The organism is Mycobacterium sp. NGS58 (assembly GCF_059812385.1).
Genome location: NZ_JCALCO010000037.1, coordinates 1 through 21449 on the forward strand (window position 1 = coordinate 1; position 21449 = coordinate 21449).

16 protein-coding genes and 1 pseudogene are annotated in these 21449 nt (G+C 67.5%); 12 read left to right on the forward strand and 5 right to left on the reverse strand.

All coding sequences use genetic code 11. The annotated features are described in order from the left end of the window. Positions 1–71 precede the first annotated feature (71 nt). Positions 72–821: a hypothetical protein gene (locus AC5Y4H_RS24390; RefSeq protein ID WP_499986131.1), complete on the reverse strand. Its 750-nt coding sequence runs from the start codon at positions 819–821 to the stop codon at positions 72–74. Between the two features lie 183 nt (positions 822–1004). Between AC5Y4H_RS24390 and AC5Y4H_RS24395 the strand changes: the two are divergent. Beyond that, positions 1005–2261: pseudogene (locus AC5Y4H_RS24395) on the forward strand (mannosyltransferase); the annotation flags it as partial. Here AC5Y4H_RS24395 and AC5Y4H_RS24400 read toward each other — a convergent pair. Both AC5Y4H_RS24400 and AC5Y4H_RS24405 read right to left on the reverse strand, forming a co-directional pair. Next, positions 2258–2542 carry a 4a-hydroxytetrahydrobiopterin dehydratase gene (locus tag AC5Y4H_RS24400; protein ID WP_067123565.1) on the reverse strand — a complete coding sequence of 95 codons (285 nt, stop codon included), beginning with the start codon at positions 2540–2542 and terminating at the stop codon, positions 2258–2260. The pseudogene AC5Y4H_RS24395 and the gene AC5Y4H_RS24400 overlap by 4 nt on opposite strands. Positions 2543–2642: 100 nt before the next feature. Then, positions 2643–3416, reverse strand: a complete 774-nt coding sequence (locus AC5Y4H_RS24405) for a DivIVA domain-containing protein (protein ID WP_499986174.1) — start codon at positions 3414–3416, stop codon at positions 2643–2645. 215 nt (positions 3417–3631) lie between these two features. Between AC5Y4H_RS24405 and AC5Y4H_RS24410 the strand changes: the two genes are divergently transcribed. The 7 genes from AC5Y4H_RS24410 to AC5Y4H_RS24440 all read left to right on the forward strand — a co-directional run bounded on the left by AC5Y4H_RS24410 (position 3632) and on the right by AC5Y4H_RS24440 (position 15236). Further along, entirely contained in the window at positions 3632–4039 is a 408-nt protein-coding gene (locus AC5Y4H_RS24410) for a (deoxy)nucleoside triphosphate pyrophosphohydrolase (protein ID WP_499986136.1), read from the forward strand. 442 nt (positions 4040–4481) lie between these two features. Next, positions 4482–8189, forward strand: a complete 3708-nt coding sequence (locus AC5Y4H_RS24415) for a nitrate reductase subunit alpha (protein ID WP_499986139.1) — start codon at positions 4482–4484, stop codon at positions 8187–8189. Then, positions 8189–9802 carry a nitrate reductase subunit beta gene (gene narH / locus AC5Y4H_RS24420; protein WP_499986142.1) on the forward strand — a complete coding sequence of 538 codons (1614 nt, stop codon included), beginning with the start codon at positions 8189–8191 and terminating at the stop codon, positions 9800–9802. Before AC5Y4H_RS24415 ends, narH begins: the two co-directional genes overlap by 1 nt. Next, on the forward strand, positions 9799–10467 hold the full coding sequence (gene narJ, locus AC5Y4H_RS24425; RefSeq protein WP_499986145.1) for a nitrate reductase molybdenum cofactor assembly chaperone: 669 nt from the start codon (positions 9799–9801) through the stop codon (positions 10465–10467). The genes narH and narJ overlap by 4 nt, the downstream gene beginning before the upstream one ends. After that, a complete protein-coding gene (narI, locus tag AC5Y4H_RS24430; RefSeq protein ID WP_499986148.1) occupies positions 10460–11191 on the forward strand; it encodes a respiratory nitrate reductase subunit gamma in 732 nt (243 codons plus the stop codon). Before narJ ends, narI begins: the two co-directional genes overlap by 8 nt. Before the next feature lie 208 nt (positions 11192–11399). After that, positions 11400–13289, forward strand: coding sequence for a translational GTPase TypA (typA, locus tag AC5Y4H_RS24435; protein WP_499986150.1), 1890 nt, complete (start codon positions 11400–11402; stop codon positions 13287–13289). Positions 13290–13367: 78 nt separating this feature from the next. Further along, positions 13368–15236, forward strand: a complete 1869-nt coding sequence (locus AC5Y4H_RS24440; protein ID WP_499986175.1) for an ABC transporter family substrate-binding protein — start codon at positions 13368–13370, stop codon at positions 15234–15236. Positions 15237–15245: 9 nt separating this feature from the next. Here AC5Y4H_RS24440 and AC5Y4H_RS24445 read toward each other — a convergent pair whose 3' ends face one another. Then, positions 15246–15857: a TetR/AcrR family transcriptional regulator gene (locus AC5Y4H_RS24445; RefSeq protein ID WP_499986154.1), complete on the reverse strand. Its 612-nt coding sequence runs from the start codon at positions 15855–15857 to the stop codon at positions 15246–15248. 137 nt (positions 15858–15994) lie between these two features. Between AC5Y4H_RS24445 and mshB the strand changes: the two genes are divergently transcribed. From mshB to AC5Y4H_RS24465, 4 genes are all read left to right on the forward strand, one after another. Further along, positions 15995–16903, forward strand: coding sequence for an N-acetyl-1-D-myo-inositol-2-amino-2-deoxy-alpha-D-glucopyranoside deacetylase (gene mshB, locus AC5Y4H_RS24450; RefSeq protein ID WP_499986156.1), 909 nt, complete (start codon positions 15995–15997; stop codon positions 16901–16903). A 92-nt stretch (positions 16904–16995) separates the two neighbouring features. After that, positions 16996–17457, forward strand: a complete 462-nt coding sequence (locus AC5Y4H_RS24455) for a hypothetical protein (protein WP_499986157.1) — start codon at positions 16996–16998, stop codon at positions 17455–17457. 96 nt (positions 17458–17553) lie between these two features. Next, the gene (locus AC5Y4H_RS24460) at positions 17554–20193 is read left to right on the forward strand and encodes a bifunctional FO biosynthesis protein CofGH (protein ID WP_499986159.1); all 2640 of its coding nucleotides are present in this window, start codon (positions 17554–17556) and stop codon (positions 20191–20193) included. Between the two features lie 39 nt (positions 20194–20232). Continuing rightward, on the forward strand, positions 20233–20997 hold the full coding sequence (locus AC5Y4H_RS24465; protein WP_499986162.1) for a maleylpyruvate isomerase N-terminal domain-containing protein: 765 nt from the start codon (positions 20233–20235) through the stop codon (positions 20995–20997). A gap of 20 nt (positions 20998–21017) precedes the next feature. Here the strand turns inward: AC5Y4H_RS24465 and AC5Y4H_RS24470 are convergent, their stop codons facing one another. Continuing rightward, positions 21018–21341: a hemophore-related protein gene (locus tag AC5Y4H_RS24470; protein WP_499921566.1), complete on the reverse strand. Its 324-nt coding sequence runs from the start codon at positions 21339–21341 to the stop codon at positions 21018–21020. Positions 21342–21449 lie beyond the last annotated feature (108 nt).

Here is a 21449-nt window from a genome sequence, read left to right on the forward strand (position 1 = left end):
TTGGACAGATTCCAAGTGGTTGCCACGGTGTCCTCCGGTTATCAGTAGTGGTTTAGCCGGTTATCAACTGATCAGGGCAGGGCGGCCAGCAGCGGCGCCGCCGGTCCCGCGGGGCTGGGCGCCGGCGCGGGTGCGCCGGGCGCGGCCGGAGCCTGACCCGAAGCGAGCGCCGGCAGATCCTGCGGGAGCGTCACTTTCGGTGGCACACTGACCGGCAGGCCGGCCGGCAGCGCCGGCATGTTGACCTGCGCCTGCGGAAGCTGCGGAGCGGGCGGAGCGGCCGGTGCCGCCGGTGCCGACAGCCCGGGGATCGCCGGCAGGCCCGGGATCGACGGAGCGGCCGGAGCGGCGGGAGCCGCGGCCGCCGGCTGCGCACCGGTCAGGCCCTGGATCATCCCCGGAATGCCGCCGGTCGCCGTCGACGGAGCGGCGGGGGTCGCCGACTGCGCCAGTCCCGGAACGAGGGGGCTGGCCGCCGGAGAAGACACCGGGGAAGCGGGGCTTGTCGGCGCGGTCAGTCCGGGAATCGACGGAAGGCCCGCCGCCGGGGCCGCCGCGGTTGCCGGCGAGGTGGCCGCCGGAACGCCCGGGAAGCTGATGCCCGGGGTGGCCGGAGCCGCCGGCGGCGTTGCGCCGAGTGCCGTCGCGAGGTTTTGCAGGATTTGGGGCGCGTTGGCCGCCGAGCTGATCAGCTGCTGCGGAATGTTCGGCAAGGCCGGTGCGGGTACGGGGTCGGCGTGGGCGATACCGCCCGTCAATAGCGCTGCGGACGAACCGACCACGACGGCGGCTGCACGCATGTAAGTCCAGATGGTTGGCATGACTCTCCCTGATTGATCGATTACAGGTTCGGCGCTGAAGTTACTTTGATGCAGATGGGACTCAAGTGACACGTGTGGCATTTATAGAGTCGTTACGCATACGAGCGGGATCGGTGACCGAACGCGCCAAATACGCGCGTCAATCGGGCCTTCAGGGCTGGGCGGGAATGCTGGCCGTAACCCCTCGCTAAAGTCGGGCGGATAGACACCACCTCGGCCGCTCCGGCGGCATCCAGGCCCCAGCGGTTGGCGAGCGTCCTCCAGGTGGCCGCGCCGATACTGCTCATCGCGAGCATCGCCGCGCGGTTGGCCTGGACGTATCTGGCTCCCAACGGCGCGAACTTCGTCGACCTGCATGTGTATCTCGGCGGATCCGCCGCGATCGACCATCCCGGCACCTTGTACAGCTACGTCTATGCGGACCAGACGCCGGATTTTCCGCTGCCGTTCACCTATCCCCCGTTCGCGGCGGTCGTCTTCTACCCACTGCACCTGCTGCCGTTCGGTCTCGTTGCCTTCCTTTGGCAGGCCGCGACCATGGCCGCGCTGTACGGCGCGATCCGGCTCAGCCAGCGGTTGATGGGGGAGGCAGCCGGCGCCCCCGGCCGGCGCGTCGCGATGTTGTGGACGGCGGTCGCCGTCTGGATTGAGCCGCTGCGCAGCACCTTCGACTACGGCCAGGTCAACGTGTTGTTGATGACCGCGGTGTTGTGGGCGGTGTACACCACGCGTTGGTGGCTGTCGGGGCTGCTGGTCGGTGTGGCGGCGGGGATCAAGTTGACCCCCGCAATTACCGGCGTCTATCTGGTCGGCGCCCGCCGATGGGGTGCGGCGGTGTTCTCGGCGGTCGTTTTCGTTGGCACGATTGGGGTTTCGGTGCTGGTCGTCGGCGATCAGACGCGGTACTACTTCACCCACTTGCTCGGCGACGCCCACCGGGTGGGCCCCATCGCCACCTCGTTCAATCAGTCCTGGCGCGGCGGCATTTCGCGAATCCTGGGCCACGACGTCGGATTCGGTCCGCAGCTGATGGCCGCCGTCGCCGTCACCGCGGTGCTGGCAGTGCTGGCCTGGCGCGCCCTGGATTCCGCGGATCGGCTCGGCAGACTGCTGGTGGTGGAGTTGTTCGGGCTGCTGCTCTCACCGATTTCCTGGACCCATCACTGGGTGTGGCTGGTACCCCTGATGGTCTGGGCGATCCACGGCCCGGCGCGCGAGGGGCGCGGTGCGCGGATCGTCGGCTGGGGCTGGCTGGCCCTCACCCTGGTCGGCGTGCCGTGGTTGCTCAGCTTCGCCCAACCGACCATCTGGCAGATAAGCCGGCCGTGGTACCTGGCCTGGGCCGGACTGATCTACATCGTGGCGGCGGTCGCGACGTTGAGCTGGATCGCGGCAACCGGGCGGCGGGAGGCCGAGCAGAAGGACTCGGCCGCGCTCTAGTTGTCGACGATGCCGTTGATGTCGCGGGCCATGTCGATGTCGTTTTTGGTGATGCCACCCTCGGAGTGCGTGACGAGAGCGAAAGTTACGGTCCGCCAACGGATATCGATATCCGGGTGGTGGTCCTTGCTTTCCGCGTGCTCGCCCACCCTGCGCACGGCATCGATGCCGGCGAGAAAACTCGGGAATTTGATCGAGCGGCGCAGGGCGCCGTCCGCGCGCTCCCATCCCGTGAGATCGGGCAGTGCGGCGTCTACTTGTTCATCCGTTAAGACAGCCATGCCTCGACGGTATACCGTCACCGGCTCGAGGATGATTTCGCAACCGACCCAAAGTTGGGGATCGACCCCGAACTTGCGCCCCTCCCCGACCGATGGACAGTTACGAGGCAACAGCGGGACCCGGCGCCTGATTTTTCTGATCCAGCTGCACCACGACGCTCCCCTCTGGCGGGTTGTTTCGTTCCTGGTATGCCGACTCAAGGATGTCCGGAACTCTCTGAAGGTCGCGGGCGACGCCCATCAGTTCTTCCAGGATCATGATTCGTTGCTGGTTCGTCTCGGCGAGCACACACCGGGCCTGCTCATCGGAATGGCGAGCTCGCTGTTTGGCCTCGGCGAGGAGTTGTTCGCGCTCATGCTGGGCTTGCTGCCACGCCTCATCGATCGACGATTGGGCGTCAGCACGCATCCGGGCGAGTTCGGCGTCGAACTCCCTCCTGGTAGCCGCACACTCGGCTTCCACCGCCTCTCGCTGCGCCGCGATGTCGGCCAGCAACTCGCGGTGCTCGCGCTGAGCCGCCTCGGCCTCGGCCTCGGCCTGGGCGATGAGCGCGTCTACCTCGGTGCGCGACTCGCTCTGCATCTGGGAAATCTCATCGAGCGCACGCCGCAGCAACTTCGCCATCCGATGTTGCATTGCGTAGGGCGAGGGCGAGGTGTCCGAGAGGATGGCGACCTCATCCGTGAGGCAGGCGACCTCGATGCGCAGCGCGGCCGCTTCATCGCCGGCTTCGTTTCGCTGGGCCCTGAGGTTCTGAACCTCGTCGATGAGGAACTTCTGCTTGGCGAGCAACGCCTGGATATAGGCATCGACCGCGGCCGTGTCATACCCCCTGAAGGTGCGCCGGAACGTCTGTGCGTGTTCGGTGCTCATTGCCAACCCCCATTCCTGGAAGTGCCGATTAGTGATGGTGACCGACTGTCGTCGAGTATCCCACGGTCGCGCTCGAACTGTAAGAGAGGCGCTGTGCTGCAAGGGAATTCGATCGACATCGCGACGGTTCGAGGCCATTGGGGTTGACGTTGGGGTCCGCGAGCCAGGGGCGTCGTGCCCAGCAAGGGATCGGCGACGGTATACCGTCACTGGCCATGCCGACCCAGATCGTCGTCGCAGGCGCCCTGATCTGCGATGCCAAAGTCTTGGTGGCACAACGCGCCCGCCCGCCGGAGCTGGCCGGTCGCTGGGAACTGCCCGGTGGCAAGGTGGCCGCCGGTGAAGCCGAGCGCGACGCGCTGGCCCGTGAGCTGGCCGAGGAGCTGGGCCTGGCGGTCGGCGACGTCGCCGTGGGCGACCGGTTGGGCGACGACGTCGCGGTGGACGATCGGTTCACGCTGCGGGCGTATCGCGTGCGCCTGATCCGAGGCGAGCCCGACGCCCGTGACCACCGGGCGTTGCGCTGGATAACCGCGGCTGAGCTGCACGATCTCGACTGGGTGCCGGCCGATCGTGACTGGCTGGGGGACCTGACCGAAGCCCTGCAGAGAGCTACCTCATAACAAGTCCACAGACTTCCGGCAGCTTATGTACAGCCGTGTTGCAGGTCAACGCAGTGAACTGAATAGAACAATATGACTTGTAATAACGACGCCACACGAAGCTGCCCTGAATGTGCGTGCCGATAGCGAGCCGAATGCTTGTCCAGACGTTGCCGTCGCGGCCACAGTGCCGGGCCGGGTCGCTCACGGGTGCGCAAAAACCAATGCTCATGATGCCTTTTTCGAAGAACTGCCCACGTGCGGCGGACCTGATTTCGCACCCGATTCAGACCTATGCTGGTGCTGTATCGCCCCCCAGCCCGCGGGCCTGCCGTGCCGCGTTGAGCCGATCCGAGCTGATTCGGGCGCATGGATCACCGGCTGATTGCCGAACACAACGCATCCGGGGCCGAACGAACGGCTGGCGACGAGGCGCGACGCAACCGACTAGGAGGAGTACTACTTGACTGTCACACCTCACATTGGCGGAGTGCTCGAGGAGCTCTTGGAGCGCAGCGGGCGCTTTTTCACGCCCGGCGAGATCTCGGCCGACCTGCGCACCGTCACGCGCGAGGGCGGCCGCGAAGCCGACGTGTTCTACCGCGACCGGTGGAGCCATGACAAGGTGGTGCGCTCGACGCACGGGGTGAACTGCACCGGGTCGTGCTCGTGGAAGATCTACGTCAAAGATGGGATCATCACCTGGGAGACCCAGCAGACCGACTACCCTTCGGTGGGTCCGGACCGGCCCGAGTACGAGCCCCGCGGCTGTCCGCGCGGCGCGTCGTTTTCGTGGTACAGCTACTCGCCGACGCGCGTGCGCTACCCGTACGCCCGGGGCGTGCTGGTCGAAATGTATCGGGAGGCCAAGGCGCGGCTCGGCGATCCGGTGCTGGCATGGGCCGACATCCAGGCAGATCCCGAACGTCGTCGCCGCTACCAGCAGGCCCGCGGGAAGGGCGGACTGGTTCGCGTCACGTGGGCCGAGGCCACCGAACTGATCGCCGCCGCCCACGTGCACACCATCAAGACGTACGGACCGGACCGCGTCGCCGGGTTCTCTCCGATCCCGGCGATGTCGATGGTGTCCTACACCGCCGGCTCCCGGTTCTTCGAGCTGATCGGCGCCCCCATGACGTCGTTCTACGACTGGTATGCAGACCTCCCGGTCGCCTCGCCGCAGGTGTTCGGCGACCAGACCGATGTGCCCGAATCCGGGGACTGGTGGGATGCGGCGTATTTGATGATGTGGGGCTCCAACGTTCCGATCACCCGTACGCCCGACGCGCACTGGATGGCCGAGGCACGCTACCGCGGCACCAAGGTCGTTACCGTCAGCCCCGACTACGCCGACAACACCAAGTTCGCCGATGAGTGGATGCCCTGTGCGGCCGGGACCGACGGGGCGCTGGCCATGGCCATGGGCCACGTCATCCTGTCGGAATGCTATGTGCAGAAGCAGGTCCCGTTCTTCACCGACTATTCCCGGCGCTACACCGACCTTCCCTTCCTGATCAAACTGGAAGAACGCGGTGACATGCTGGTGCCGGGAAAGAACCTCACGGCAGCGGATTTGGGGGAGGCCTTCAAGAGCTCCGAGAACGCGGCGCTCAAACCCGCGGTGCTGGACGAAGTCACCGATTCGGTTGTGGTGCCGCACGGCTCGCTGGGATTCCGGTACGGCGAGTCGGGCGTCGGAAAGTGGAACCTCGATCTCGGCGACCTGACTCCGGCACTCAGCGTGCGAGACGCGGGTGGCCGCAACGGCAATGACAGCAGCGCGCTGGTGCACCTGCCGAGCTTCGATACGGTGGACGGCGAGGGAACGACCGTGGCGCGCGGCGTCCCGGTGCGCCGTATCGGTAAGCACCTGGTGTGTACCGTGTTCGACCTGATGCTCGCCCAATACGGTGTGGCGCGGCCCGGGTTGCCCGGTGAATGGCCAACCGGCTACGACGACGCCACCCAGGACAACACCCCGGCGTGGCAGGAGGCCATCACCGGCGTGTCGGCGGCCCAAGCCATTCGGGTGGCAAGGGAATTCGCGCACAGCGCCGAGGAATCCGGCGGCCGCTCCATGATCATCATGGGCAGCGGCATCTGTCAGTGGTTTCACGGCGACGCGATCTACCGCGCGGTGCTGGCGCTGCTGATGCTGACCGGGTCGATGGGCCGCAACGGCGGAGGCTGGGCCCACTACGTCGGGCAGGAAAAGGTGCGCCCGCTCACCGGTTTTCAGACGATGGCAATGGCGACCGACTGGGTGCGTCCGCCCCGGCAGGTGCCCGGCGCCTCGTACTGGTACGCGCATACCGACCAGTGGCGGTACGACGGCTACGCGGCCGACAAGCTGACCAGCCCGGTGGGCCGAGGCCGATTCGCGGGCAAGCACACGATGGACTTGCTGGCCTCGGCGACGGCCATGGGCTGGAGTCCGTTCTATCCCCAGTTCGACCGGTCCAGCCTGGACGTCGCCGACGAGGCGCGCGCCGCAGAGCGCGACGTGACCGAGTATGTCGCCGAGCAGCTCGGGCAGCGCAAGCTGAAGCTCGCGGTCACCGATCCCGACAATCCCGTCAACTGGCCGCGCGTGCTTACCGTGTGGCGCGCCAACCTGATTGGATCGTCGGGCAAGGGCGGCGAATACTTCCTGCGCCACCTGCTGGGCACCGACTCCAATGTGCAAATGCAACCGCCCGAGGACGGGGTGCGGCCGATGGAAGTGACGTGCGATGGCGACATTCCCGAAGGCAAGCTCGACTTGATGATGTCGATCGACTTCCGGATGACCTCCACGACGCTGGTGTCCGATGTCGTGCTGCCGGCGGCGACCTGGTACGAGAAGGCCGACATCTCCAGCACCGACATGCACCCCTACGTGCATGCGTTCAGTGCTGCGACCGATCCGCCGTGGGAAACCCGCTCGGACTTCGACGCTTTCGGTGCCATCGCGCGCGCCTTCAGCGCCATGGCCAAGGACCACCTGGGCACCCGCACCGACGTGGTGCTCACCGCGTTGCAGCACGACACCCCGGACGCGATGTCCTACCCCGATGGCACCGAACAGGATTGGTTGCACTCCGGCGCGACGCCGGTGCCGGGACGGACGATGGGCAAGCTCTCCGTGGTGGAGCGCGACTACACCGCGATCTACGACAAGTGGCTGACCCTGGGCCCGCTGGTCGACAAATTCGGTCTGACCACCAAGGGTGTCACGGTACACCCCTTCCGGGAGGTCGAGGAGTTGTCCGCGAAGTTCGGGGTGCTGAAATCCGGTGTGGCAGCGGGCCGTCCGGCGATTACCACCGCCGCGCGGATGGCCGACGTACTGATGCTGCTGTCCGGCACCACCAACGGTCGGCTCGCGGTCGAGGGTTTCCACGAACTGGAGAAACGCACCGGGCAGCGACTGGTACACCTGGCCGAGGGCAGCGAGGACAAACGCATCAGCTACGCCGACACCCAGGCGCGGCCGGTTCCCGTGATCACCAGCCCGGAATGGTCGGGCAGTGAGACCGGCGGCCGCCGCTACGCGCCGTTCACCATCAACATCGAGAACCTCAAACCGTTCCACACCCTGACCGGGCGGATGCATTTCTATCTGGCGCACGACTGGGTCGAGGAGCTCGGCGAGCACCTACCGGTGTTCCGCCCGCCCCTAGACATGACCCGACTGTTCGGCCAGCCGACGCTGGGCCCGACCGAGGACGGAATCGGGCTCACCGTCCGCTACCTGACGCCCCACTCCAAGTGGTCGTTCCATTCCACCTACCAGGACAACCTGTACATGCTCTCGTTGTCCCGCGGCGGCCCGACGATGTGGATGAGCCCGGGTGATGCGGCGAAAATTCAAGTGCGCGACAATGATTGGGTCGAGGCGGTCAATGCCAACGGAATCTACGTGTGCCGGGCGATCGTCTCGCACCGGATGCCCGACGGCGTGGTGTTCGTCTACCACGTCCAGGAGCGCACCGTGGACACGCCGCGCAGCGAGATCAACAACAAGCGCGGCGGTAACCACAACGCGCTGACCCGGGTCCGCATCAAGCCGAGCCACCTGGCCGGTGGTTACGGCCAACACGCGTTCGCGTTCAACTACATGGGGCCGACCGGCAACCAGCGTGACGAGGTGACCGTTGTGCGTCGTCGCAGCCAGGAGGTGACGTACTGATGAAGGTCATGGCGCAGTTGGCGATGGTGATGAACCTCGACAAATGCATCGGTTGTCACACCTGTTCGGTCACCTGCAAGCAGGCATGGACCAATCGGCCCGGTACCGAATACGTCTGGTTCAACAACGTCGAAACCCGCCCCGGGCAAGGCTATCCGCGCACCTACGAAGACCAGGAGCGGTGGCGCGGCGGCTGGATCCGCGACAAGAAGGGCCGGCTGCGGCTGCGCGACGGAGGCCGCCTGAACAAGCTGCTGCGGATCTTCGCCAATCCGAAGTTGCCCCTCATCGGCGACTACTACGAGCCCTGGACCTACGACTACGAAAACCTGACCACGGCACCCGCGGGCGACACCTTCCCCACGGCCGCACCCAAAAGCCTGATAACCGGTGAGTCCATGAAGATTTCGTGGGGGCCGAACTGGGACGACAACCTGGCCGGGTCACCGGAGATTCTGGCCGAGGACCCGATCCTGAAGAAGGTCAGCGAAGAGGTCAAACTCTCGCTCGAGGAAACCTTCATGTTCTATCTGCCCCGGATCTGCGAGCACTGCCTCAATCCGTCCTGCGTGGCGTCGTGCCCGTCGGGCGCGATGTACAAGCGCAGCGAGGACGGCATCGTGCTGGTGGACCAGGACCGCTGCCGCGGCTGGCGGATGTGTGTCTCCGGATGTCCCTACAAGAAGGTGTATTTCAACCACAAGACGGGCAAGGCCGAGAAGTGCACGCTGTGTTACCCGCGGATGGAGGTCGGCCTGCCGACCATCTGCTCGGAGACGTGCGTGGGGCGGCTGCGCTATCTGGGCGTAGTGCTCTACGACGTCGACCGGGTGCTAGAGGCGGCGTCGGTGGAGAAGGAGACCGATCTTTACCCGGCGCAGTGCGAGATCCTGCTGGACCCCAACGATCCGGACGTCATCGCGGGCGCGCGGGCGGAGGGAATCCCGGACGAGTGGATCGAGGCCGCACAGCGTTCCCCGGTGTACGCCCTGATTCACACCTACAAGGTGGCGCTGCCGTTGCACCCGGAATACCGCACCATGCCGATGGTTTGGTATATCCCGCCGCTCTCGCCGGTGGTCGACGCGGTCAGCCGCGACGGGCATGACGGGGAGGACCTCGGCAACCTGTTCGGCGCGCTGGACGCGCTGCGTATCCCGATGCAGTACCTGGCCGAACTGTTCACCGCCGGCGATACCGCCGTGGTCGAAGGCGTGCTGCGGCGACTGGCCGCCATGCGTTCCTACATGCGCGACATCAACCTCGGCCGCGAAACCCAGGCGCACATCCCGCATTCGGTCGGCCTGACCGAAGAGGAGATCTACGAGATGTACCGGCTGCTCGCCATCGCGAAATACGAAGAGCGCTATGTCATTCCGACCGCGTTCGCGCCGCAGGCCCGCGAGCTCGAGGACATGGGCTGCTCGCTGACGGGTGACGGCGGGCCGGGCATGTACGAGTCGGATCCTGTGGTGTCGGTGGAGACCTTCCACACCCTCAAGCAACGCGGCGACGACCCCGCCAACTCCCGGCGGTCGACGCGGGTGAACCTGCTCAACTGGGACGGCGGCCAGGTGCCCGCCGGAATGTTTCCCGAAGAGCAGCAACGATGAAACTGCTTTCGGCGCTCCGGGAGCGCTCCACCAACCGGGCGATGCAGGATCGCCTCGTGTGGCAGGCCGCGTCGCTGTTGCTGGCCTACCCGGACGAGGGGTTGGCCGGGCGGCTGGACGCCGTCGACGAGATGCTCGGCCATATCAGCGGTTCCGCGGCAGACCTGCTGGGCCAAACGGTCGCGGCGCTGCGCGCCCGCGAGCCCATGGCCGCCGCCATGGACTACGTCGCCACGTTCGACATGCGCCGGCGCGCCACGATGTACCTGACCTACTGGACCGCGGGGGACACCCGCAACCGGGGCCGGGAGATGCTGGCGTTCGCCACCGCATACCGCGAGGCGGGTGTGCAGCCGCCGGGCGGTGAGGCGCCCGATCATCTGACCGTGGTGCTCGAGTTCGCCGCCACCGTGGATCCCGAGGCCGGCCGGCGACTGCTGGACCAGCACCGCGTGCCCATCGACGTACTGCGAGGCGCCCTGGCCGACGCCAACTCGGTCTACGAGCCGACGGTGGCCGCGGTCTGCGAAACCCTGCCCGCCGCAACCGATCAGGAAGTGCGCCGCGCCGAGCGGCTCGCGAAAGCCGGGCCGCCCGCGGAAGCTGTTGGGCTGCAACCGTTTACCTTGACCGTGCCACCCCGTAAAGGAACCGCAAGTGTTTAGCAACGTCCTGTTCTGGGACATCGCACCCTACGTCACGCTGTCGGTGCTGATCGTGGGCACCTGGTGGCGCTACCGCTACGACAAGTTCGGCTGGACCTCGCGCTCGTCGCAGATTTACGAGTCGCGACTGCTGAGCATCGCCAGCCCGATGTTCCATTTCGGCATCCTCGCGGTGTTCGCCGGACACGTGATGGGCTTGTTCGTCCCGCCCCGGGTGACTCACATGCTGAAGATGAGCGACCACGTCTACCACCTGCAGGCGGTCATCGCTGGGTCGGCGGCGGGCATCGCGACGCTGGTCGGAATCGGGTTGCTCATCTACCGCCGGTTCACCCGGCCTGCCGTATCCATGGCCACCACCCGCAGCGACAAGATCATGTATGTGGTGCTGGTGCTGGCCATCGTGGTGGGGCTGTACTGCGACCTGATCGGCACCGGCCCGCACGGCGGCGAGTTCCACTACCGCTACACGGTCGGGTTGTGGTTCCGCCGGATCTGGATATTCCAGCCGCACGGTGAGGTGATGATCAACGCGCCGCTTGACTACCAGCTGCACGCCCTGATCGGCATGGTGTTGTTCACGCTGTTGCCGTTCACCCGCCTGGTGCACATATTGAGTGCGCCGATCGGCTACCTGTTCCGGCCCTACATCGTCTACCGCAGCCGTGACGTGGCGGACAAGGGCGAACTCGTCGGTACGGCCCCGCGGCGGCGGGGCTGGTAGCGGATCGGCGAAGGACGCATAAGGCGACGGCCACCAGGGCGCCGTACGGCGTTCGGCGTGCGACCTGGGCTTCGGTTGTGCAGCCAGGTAGACGACACGCCGATGCGAGACGCCGCCCCCGCACACTCGACGCCGCGAACGCACAACGCTCCCGACCGGTCACCAGCCGGTTCGCTATCCGGGGCCCCCCGCTGCCACAATCACCGACGTGCTATTTCGCAACGTCGCCATCGTCGCCCACGTCGACCACGGGAAAACCACCCTGGTTGACGCGATGCTGCGGCAGTCGGGCGCGCTGCATCACCGGGGTGACGACGCGGTCGAGCGCTTGATGGACTCCGGGGACTTGGAGAAGGAAAAGGGCATCACGATCCTGGCCAAGAACACGGCCGTGCATCGCAGGCACGCGGACGGGACGACGACCGTCATCAATGTCATCGACACCCCGGGCCACGCCGACTTCGGCGGCGAGGTGGAGCGCGGGCTGTCCATGGTGGATGGGGTGCTGTTGCTGGTCGACGCCTCCGAGGGCCCGCTGCCGCAGACGCGTTTCGTGCTGCGCAAGGCCCTGGCCGCCCACCTGCCGGTGATCCTGGTCGTCAATAAGACGGACCGGCCGGACGCCCGGATTTCCGAGGTCGTCTCGGAGAGCCATGACCTGCTGCTCGACGTCGCATCGGACCTCGACGAGGAAGCGCAGAAGGCCGCCGAGGATGCCCTCGGCCTGCCGACGCTGTACGCCTCGGGACGGGCGGGCATCGCCAGCACGACGGAACCGGCCAACGGCGAGAATCCCGAGGGCGACAACCTCGATCCGCTGTTCGACGTTCTGCTCGAGCACATCCCGCAGCCGCAGGGCGACCCCGAGGCGCCGTTGCAGGCGCTGGTCACCAACCTCGACGCCTCGGCCTTCCTCGGACGGCTTGCGCTGATCCGCATCTACAAGGGCCGGATCCGTAAGGGCCAGCAGGTGGCCTGGATGCGCGAAGTGGACGGTCATCCCGTCATCACGAACGCGAAAATCACCGAACTGCTGGTGACCGAGGGCGTAGAACGTACGCCCACCGACGAAGCCATCGCCGGGGACATCGTCGCCGTCGCGGGCATTCCGGAGATCATGATCGGCGACACGCTGGCAGATCCGGACCACGCGCACGCGCTGCCGCGCATCACCGTCGACGAGCCCGCCATTTCCGTGACCATCGGAACGAACACCTCGCCGCTGGCGGGCAAAGTGAAGGGTCACAAGTTGACCGCCCGCATGGTGAAGTCGCGGCTCGACGCCGAACTCGTCGGCAACGTCTCCATCAAGGTGGTCGACATCGACCGGCCCGACGCCTGGGAGGTGCAGGGCCGCGGCGAGCTCGCGCTGGCGGTGCTCGTCGAGCAGATGCGGCGCGAGGGTTTCGAGCTGACGGTCGGCAAGCCGCAGGTCGTCACCCAGACGATCGACGGCAAGCTGCACGAGCCCTTCGAGGCGATGACCATCGACTGCCCCGACGAGTTCGTCGGGGCGATCACCCAGCTGATGGCCGCCCGCAAGGGCCGCATGGAAGAGATGACCAACCACGCGGCGGGCTGGGTCCGGATGGACTTCATCGTGCCCAGCCGCGGGCTGATCGGCTTCCGCACCGATTTCCTCACCCTGACCCGCGGCACCGGCATCGCCAATGCCGTCTTCGACGGCTACCGGCCGTGGGCGGGGGAGATCCGGGCCCGCCACACCGGGTCGCTGGTGTCCGACCGCGCGGGCACCATCACACCGTTCGCGATGATTCAGCTCGCCGACCGCGGCCAGTTCTTCGTCGAACCCGGGCAGGACACCTACGAGGGCATGGTCGTCGGAATCAACCCGCGCGCAGAGGATCTCGACATCAACGTCACCCGCGAGAAGAAGCTGACGAACATGCGGTCGTCGACCGCCGACGTCATCGAAACGCTGGCCAGGCCACTCGAGCTCGATCTCGAGCAGGCCATGGAATTCTGCGCCGCCGACGAATGCGTCGAAGTGACGCCGGAGATCGTGCGGGTGCGCAAGGTCGAGCTGGACGCCACCTCCCGGGCCCGCAGCCGGTCGCGCGCCAAGGCGCGGGGTTAACAACGGGTGGTCGGACGGGCTGCTGTGCGGCTGCTCGCTACCCTGAGCAGCGTGCCGAGACGAGTCCGCCGTTGGTTGATGGTCCTCGCCGGCCTGATCTCGCTGGTCGGACTCGTTCTATCGGCCTGCACCGTCAACCCGCCGCCGGCGCCGCAGAGCACCGATACGCCGCACAACTCGGTGCCGCCGCCGCCCCGGGTCAGCGAGATCATCATGGGCATCGACTCGATCGGGGCCGGCTTCAATCCGCATCTGCTGTCGGACCTGTCCCCGGTGAACGCGGCGATCAGCGCGCTGGTGCTGCCGAGCGCGTTTCGGCCGGTCCCCGACACCAACATGCCGACCGGCTCGCGCTGGGAGATGGACCCGACCCTGTTGGTGTCGGCGGAGGTGACCAGTCAGAATCCGTTCACGGTCACCTACAAGATCCGGCCCGAGGCGCAGTGGACCGACAACGCGCCGATCGCGGCCGACGACTTCTGGTACCTGTGGCACCAGATGGTCAGCCAACCCGGGGTCGTCGACCCGGCCGGCTATGACCTCATCACCGGCGTGCAGTCCCTGGAGGGCGGCAAGCAGGCAGTGGTCACCTTCGCCGAACCGTACCCGGCGTGGAAAGAGTTGTTCAGCAACATCCTTCCGGCGCACATCGTCAAGGACGTGCCCGGGGGGTTCGCGGCCGGCCTGGCCCGGGCGCTTCCGGTCACCGGCGGGCAGTTCCGCGTGGAGAGCATCGACCCGCAGCGCGACGAGATCCTGGTGGCGCGCAACGACCGCTATTGGGGGCCACCGGCCAAACCCGCGCTCATCCTGTTCCGGCGTGCCGGAGCGCCGGCGGCGCTGGCCGATTCCGTGCGCAACGGCGACACCCAGGTAGCGCAGGTGCATGGCGGCTCGGCGGCCTTCGCGCAGCTGTCCGCCATTCCCGATGTCCGGACCGCCCGGATCGTGACGCCGCGGGTCATGCAGCTCACGCTGCGGGCCAACGAGCCGAAATTGGCTGACACCCAAGTCCGTAAGGCGATCCTGGGGCTGCTGGACGTCGACCTGCTCGCGGCCGTCGGCGCGGGCAGCGACAACACCGTCACCCTGGACCAGGCCCAGATCCGCGCGCCGAGCGACCCCGGATACGAGCCGACCGCACCACCGGCGATGTCGACGCCGGCGGCGCTCGCGCTGCTGGAAGGGGCCGGCTACAAGGTGGATCCCAACTCCTCGGCATCGCCCGCCCCCGCCCCGCCGAACACCGGGCCGCCCGAAGTCATCCGCGGCCGGGTCAGCAAGGACGGCCAAGAGCTCTCACTGGTCGTGGGGGTCGCGGCGAATGACCCGACCGCGGTCGCGGTGGCCAACACCGCCGCCGACCGGTTGCGCAACGTCGGCATCGCCGCGACCGTGCTGGCACTCGACCCGGTCGCCCTCTACCACGACGCGCTGAACGACAACCGCGTGGACGCGATCGTCGGCTGGCATCAGGCGGGCGGAAGCCTGGCGACCCGGCTCGCCTCCCGGTACGGCTGTCGCGCACTGGAATCGACCCAGGTGCCGGTGTCCAACGGGCCTGCGCCCCCGCCGTCGGCCCCCGCCGGCCCCCCGCCGTCCACCGGGCCGGCCGCCACGCCGACGACTCCGACGACTCCGACGACGACGCCGCCCAGCCGCCCGGCCGACCCCAACGCCCTGGTGCAGGCGCCGTCGAACCTGACCGGGATCTGTGATCGCAGCATTCAGTCGAACATCGACGCCGCCCTCAACGGCACCAAGAACATCAACGACGTGATCACCGCGGTCGAACCGCGCTTGTGGAACATGTCCACCGTGCTGCCGATCCTGCAGGACACCACGATCGTCGCGGCCGGGCCCAGCGTGCAGAACGTCAGCTTGTCCGGTGCGGTCCCGGTCGGCATCGTCGGCGATGCCGGCCAATGGATCAAGACGGGCCCGTAACGGCTCCCGTCAGCCGGCGGCCCGCGTTGACCGCGGCGGGATCACGGTGTCGACGATCAGCGCCAGCTCACGGCGGTTCGGTGGCGACCCGTTCAGCAGGAAGTGCTGGTTGATCAGGGCCGACCCGATGCGGGCGGTGAGCGGTGTGACGACCCTCGGATCGAGGTCGCCGTCCTCGATGGCGGCTTGAAGGATCGATTCCACGATCTTCATGCGCGGCCGCACCACCGCGTCGGCGAAGATCGCCCGCATCTCTGGTTCATGCAACAGCTGGTGGATGACGTCCAAACTCGGGAAGCCGGTCTTTCCTGCCAGCAGGTCACGCTGGGCGGTGAACATAGCCAGCAGGTTGTCTCGGGCCGAACGGCCGGAACGCAGTTCGGGCAGCGGCGGCAGCGCGAAAACCAAAGCGGCATGCACGAGCTCGCACTTGGTGTCCCAGCGCCGGTAGAGCGCGGCCTTGCCGGTCTGGGCCCGGGCGGCGATTCCCTCCATGGTCAGGCTTCCGTACCCGACTTCCGTCAGCTCGGCCAGGGTGGCCTCGTACAGGGCGCGTTCGAGGACTTCACCTCGCCTGCGGCTTCGGCTGCCGGTGTGGTCTGCGTCCGTGAGCTGGGGCACTCCTTGATAGTAGCCGTGCGCGTTCCTATCCGCCGCCGTCCCGGCGACACGGCCACCAAGAGCCCAACATAAGAAACGGTGCCGGTCACTAAACCCGGATGCCGTTTTCGCCCGCCACTGCCGGTAGGGTGCCGTCCATGCCTGAGACGCCGCGGCTGCTGTTCGTCCACGCGCACCCCGACGACGAGAGCCTCGGCACCGGCGCGACCATCGCTCACTACGCGGCCCGCGGGGCGGACGTCCGCGTCGTCACCTGCACGCTGGGAGAAGAGGGCGAAGTCATCGGCGATCGTTGGGCCGGGCTTGCCGTCGATCGCGCGGACCAACTCGGCGGCTACCGGATCGGCGAATTGACCGCCGCGCTGCGGGCGCTGGGCGTCAGCGAGCCTCGCTATCTCGGCGGCGCGGGCCGGTGGCGCGATTCGGGCATGCGTGGCACTCCCGAGCGGCACCGGCAACGATTCATCGATGCCGACGAGCGTGAGGCCGTCGGCGCGCTGGTGGCCGTCATTCGCGAGCAGCGCCCGCACGTCGTCGTGACGTACGACCCGGACGGAGGCTACGGCCATCCCGATCACGTGCACGCGCACCGGGTTGCGGTGGCCGCCGTGGCGGCGGCCGGCCCTGGAGCCGCCGACTTTCCCGGCGAGCCTTGGGCCACACCGAAGTTGTACTGGTCGGTTTTCGCGCGACGCACATTCGAGGCGGCCATGGAGGCGCTGACGCCGGAGGATCTGCGGCCGGAATGGTCGATCCCACCCCGAGAAGAGTTCACCTTCGGCTACGCCGACGACGACATCGACGCCGTCGTCGAGACCGGACCGGAGGCTCGGGCGGCCAAGCGGGCGGCGCTGGCCGCGCACGCCACGCAGGTGGTGGTCGGGCCGACCGGCCGGGCCTGCGCGCTGTCGAACAACGCGGCGATACCGATATTGGGGGACGAGCATTACGTGCTGGCCGCGGGCGCCGCGGGCGAGCGTGACGAACGCGGCTGGGAGACGGACCTGCTCGCAGGGCTTGGTTTCCCCGCGGCCCCGACGCGGTAAGCTGCCACTCAGGCAGCCACGGAAGGAATTCGCATGGACCCCGACCTGGACCCTAATCTGCAGCACTGGCAGGACCGACTGGACAGCTTCCAGTGGGTTCTCGGTTCCATCTTGTCCAATATCGACAGCGTCCCGACCTGACCGAAACCAAGCCACGCGTCGCGTCCGTTGACGACAGCGGTGCCACCGACCCCGCAATCCGTTTCGTCGTGTTGGCCCTCTTGGCGGTCGACGGGGTGCTCTCCGCACTTGCCGGAGCCCTGCTGCTGCCGCTCTATATCGGGACGGTTCCCTTCCCCGTCAGCGGACTGATTTCCGGACTGGTCAACGCGGCGCTGGTGTGGGCCGCCGGCCGCTGGACCGCCTCACCCCGCCTTGCGGCCTTGCCCCTATGGACGTGGCTGTTGACGGTGGCGGTGATCAGCATGGGCGGCCCGGCGGACGACGTCATCCTGGGGGGCCGCGGCGTGATGGCCTACGGGGCCCTATTGCTGCTGGTCCTGGGCGTTGTACCGCCCGTGTGGGTGCTGTGGCGGCGCGGCCGGGGCGCCTGACGCCGGGCCGGGATGTCGCCCGTGTGCCCACGCGGGCGTGCCGCTACTGTTGACTGTTGCCCAGACGGGACCCGCCAGCGGGTGCCACGATTTCACATGTTGGGACGCACGGATGAAATTCGATCGTGGGGAAGTTACACGAAGGTGCTGTTGACTCCGGGCGAGGAGCCTACCGCTCTGCCCAACCCAGTGGTTCCAGGTAAGGCCTCCGCTGACGTCAGCGCCTCGGCGCTGCGAAGGGTACTGCGACGGGCTCGGGACGGCGTTGCGCTGAACATCGACGAGGCGGCGGTCGCGATGACCGCGCGCGGCGCGGATCTGATGGATCTGTGTGCCAGCGCGGCGCGGGTGCGCGACGCCGGTCTGGAATCGGCCGGACGGCGCGGCCCGGGCGGCGGGCTGCCGATCACCTACTCACGCAAGGTTTTTATCCCGGTCACCCACCTGTGCCGGGACACCTGCCATTACTGCACCTTCGTCACCGTCCCGGGCAAGCTGCGCGCCCGGGGGTCCGGCATGTACCTCGAGCCAGACGAGATCCTGGACATCGCCCGGCGCGGTGCCGAACTCGGTTGCAAGGAGGCACTATTCACCCTCGGCGATCGGCCCGAAGATCGCTGGCCGGAGGCGCGCGAGTGGCTGGAGGCGCGTGGCTACGACTCCACGCTGTCCTACGTGCGGGCGATGGCGATAGGGGTGCTCGAAGAGACCGGGCTGCTGCCGCACCTGAATCCCGGCGTGATGACTTGGTCGGAGATGGCGCGGCTCAAGCCGGTGGCGCCCTCGATGGGGATGATGCTCGAGACGACGTCGCGGCGGCTGTTTGAGACGAAAGGGCTTGCGCACTATGGCAGCCCGGACAAAGACCCGGCCGTCCGCCTGCGCGCGCTGACCGATGCGGGCCGGTTGTCGATTCCTTTCACCACCGGCCTGCTGGTCGGCATCGGCGAGACCCTCGCCGAGCGTGCCGACACGTTGCATGCGATCCGCAAGTCGCACAAGGAGTTCGGTCACGTGCAGGAAGTGATCGTGCAGAACTTCCGGGCCAAGGAGCACACCGCCATGGCCGCCGTCCCCGACACCGGCATCGAGGATTACCTCGCGACGGTGGCGGTCGCGCGGTTGGTGCTGGGGCCCGCGATGCGCATCCAGGCGCCGCCGAACCTGGTGTCGCGCGACGAGTGCCTGGCGCTGATCGGCGCCGGAATCGACGACTGGGGCGGGGTTTCACCACTGACACCCGACCATGTCAACCCGGAGCGGCCGTGGCCGGCCCTGGACGACCTTGCCGCCGTCACCGCCGCTGCCGGTTACGAGCTGGTTCAACGGCTCACCGCGCAGCCCAAATACGTGCAGGCGGGCTCGGCCTGGATCGACCCGCGCGTGCAGGGACACGTAGCGGCGCTGGCCGATCCGGCGACCGGACTGGCTCGCGACGTCAACCCGGTGGGGATGCCCTGGCAGGAGCCCGACGACGTCGGCTCGTCGGGCCGGGTCGACCTCAACGCGGCCATCGACAGCGAGGGCCGCAACACCGAAACCCGCAGCGACATCGACAGCGCCTTCGGCGACTGGGAATCGATCCGTGCCCACGTCCACGAACTGGCCGCGCAGGGCGCCAAAGCGCCAGAACGCCTAGACACCGACGTGCTCGCCGCGCTGCGCTCCGCCGAGCGCGACCCCGCCGGGTGTTCCGACGGCGAATATCTGTCCCTGGCGACGGCCGACGGTCCGGCGCTGGAAGCGGTTGCCGCCCTTGCGGATACGTTGCGGCGGGAGACCGTCGGCGATGACGTGACGTTCGTGGTGAACCGCAACATCAACTTCACCAACATCTGCTACACCGGGTGCCGGTTCTGTGCGTTCGCGCAGCGCAAAGGCGACGCCGACGCGTACTCGCTGTCCACCGACGAGGTCGCCGACCGCGCGTGGGAGGCGCACGTCGAAGGCGCCACCGAGGTGTGCATGCAGGGCGGCATCGACCCCGAACTGCCGGTGACCGGTTACGCGGACCTGGTGCGCGCCGTCAAAGCGCGGGTGCCGTCGATGCACGTGCACGCGTTCTCACCGATGGAGATCGCCAACGGTGTGACCAAGAGCGGGTTGAGCATTCGCGAGTGGCTGACCAGCCTGCGCGAAGCGGGCCTGGACACCATCCCCGGCACGGCGGCCGAGATCTTGGACGACGAAGTGCGCTGGGTGCTCACCAAGGGCAAGTTGCCGACGTCGCTATGGATCGAAATCGTCAGCACCGCACACGAGGTGGGGCTGCGGTCGTCATCGACCATGATGTACGGCCACGTCGACAGCCCGCGGCACTGGGTCGGCCACCTCAATGTGTTGCGCGACATCCAGGACCGCACCGGCGGTTTCACCGAGTTCGTGCCGTTGCCGTTCGTACACCAGAGCTCACCGCTGTATCTGGCCGGTGCGTCGCGCCCGGGGCCCACCCATCGTGACAACCGGGCGGTGCATGCGCTGGCGCGAATCATGCTGCATGGCCGCATTTCTCAAATCCAGACCAGCTGGGTCAAGCTCGGTGTCGAGCGGACGCAGGTGATGCTCAACGGCGGCGCCAACGACCTGGGCGGCACGTTGATGGAGGAGACCATCTCGCGGATGGCCGGCTCGGAATACGGCTCGGCCAAGACGGTGGCGGAGCTGACCGCGATCGCCGCGGGCATCGGTCGGCCGGCGCGGCAGCGCACTACCGACTACACGCCCATGGCAGCGTAGTTCGCTTTTCTGTCACCGCCGCCGGGTATACCCGAAGCCGTGAACCGACCAATCGACGACGATCGATTTCCCGAGTGGGCACCGTTCGTGGATGCGGTGCGCAGGCACAGACCCGACGCCGGCACCTGGTGTGAGGCCTGGACGGTACGTGACATCGTCGTCCATCAGGCCGGAAACGCCGAAGAACTCGCGCGGGTGCTCGGCGGCCACCTGCACGGTCAGCCCGTGGCCACCCGCAGCTTCGAGGAACGCGAGGGCCCGTTGCGCGCCTTGAACGACGCGGACCTGTGGGACGCGCTGACCGAGCGGATGGCCGTCCTCAACGAGGTCGCGGTGGCGGCAGAAGGAGTGCCCGCCGACACCGATGTCGCCTGGACGGGGCGCACCATGAAGGTGCCCTGGTTCGCCGAGCACATGCGCGAAGAGCTCGTCTTGCACAGCTGGGACATCACCGGCGACGAGCCGGCGGCCCAGGCTCTACTGGCCGAGCCGTGGATGACGACCCACAGCGTCGTCGCCGTAGGCAGGCCATTGTTGGCGAAAGGCGCCCAGCTGCTGGGCCCGGGTGAGCGCATCCAGGCTCGCTTACGGGCCGACGGCACCGACGACGTCGTCCTGGCCGCCGATCCGGATCAGGTCACCATCAACCTTGCCGAGCCGGAAGGCCCCGCCACGCTCGAAACCGACGCCGCAGCGCGTGTGCTGCTGTTATGGGGCCGCAGGCCAGCCGATCCGGCACGCATTCGCAGCCGCGCCGGCGCCGAAACTTTAGGTCGGGTACGCCGACTGCTCAGCGGGTACTGAGCAGCCCGCGTGAGACTGACCTAGTAGTTGTTACAGACGGTGGCGACTTGCTGGATGGTCCCCATGAACGCCGCGGCCTGCGGCATGGCCTGGATCTCCTGCTCCATCTGCACGCGCTTCGCCGGCGGTGCGGCGAGGAACTTGCGCAGGTAGCTCTGGGCGACCGGCGATTGGTTGAACTGCTGGGCAGTGGCCGGGTCGGTCGCGTTAAGCGCGGCCATGACCTGCCCGTAGTTGCAGGTGGTGTCGGTGACCGGGTCGGCCGATGCGACCCCGGCCGCGGCGGTCAACGCCACCGCTGCGCTGCCAACCGCAACGCCCAATTTGCTCAACGACAGCCTCATGTGTGGAACCCTTCCCCAAATAATGCACCGCTGTCAGGCGATGACATCTGCCAAGCGGTTGCCGGCTCTCGACCGAGATTACCAGGCCCCGCGAGGGTGCTTGTGACG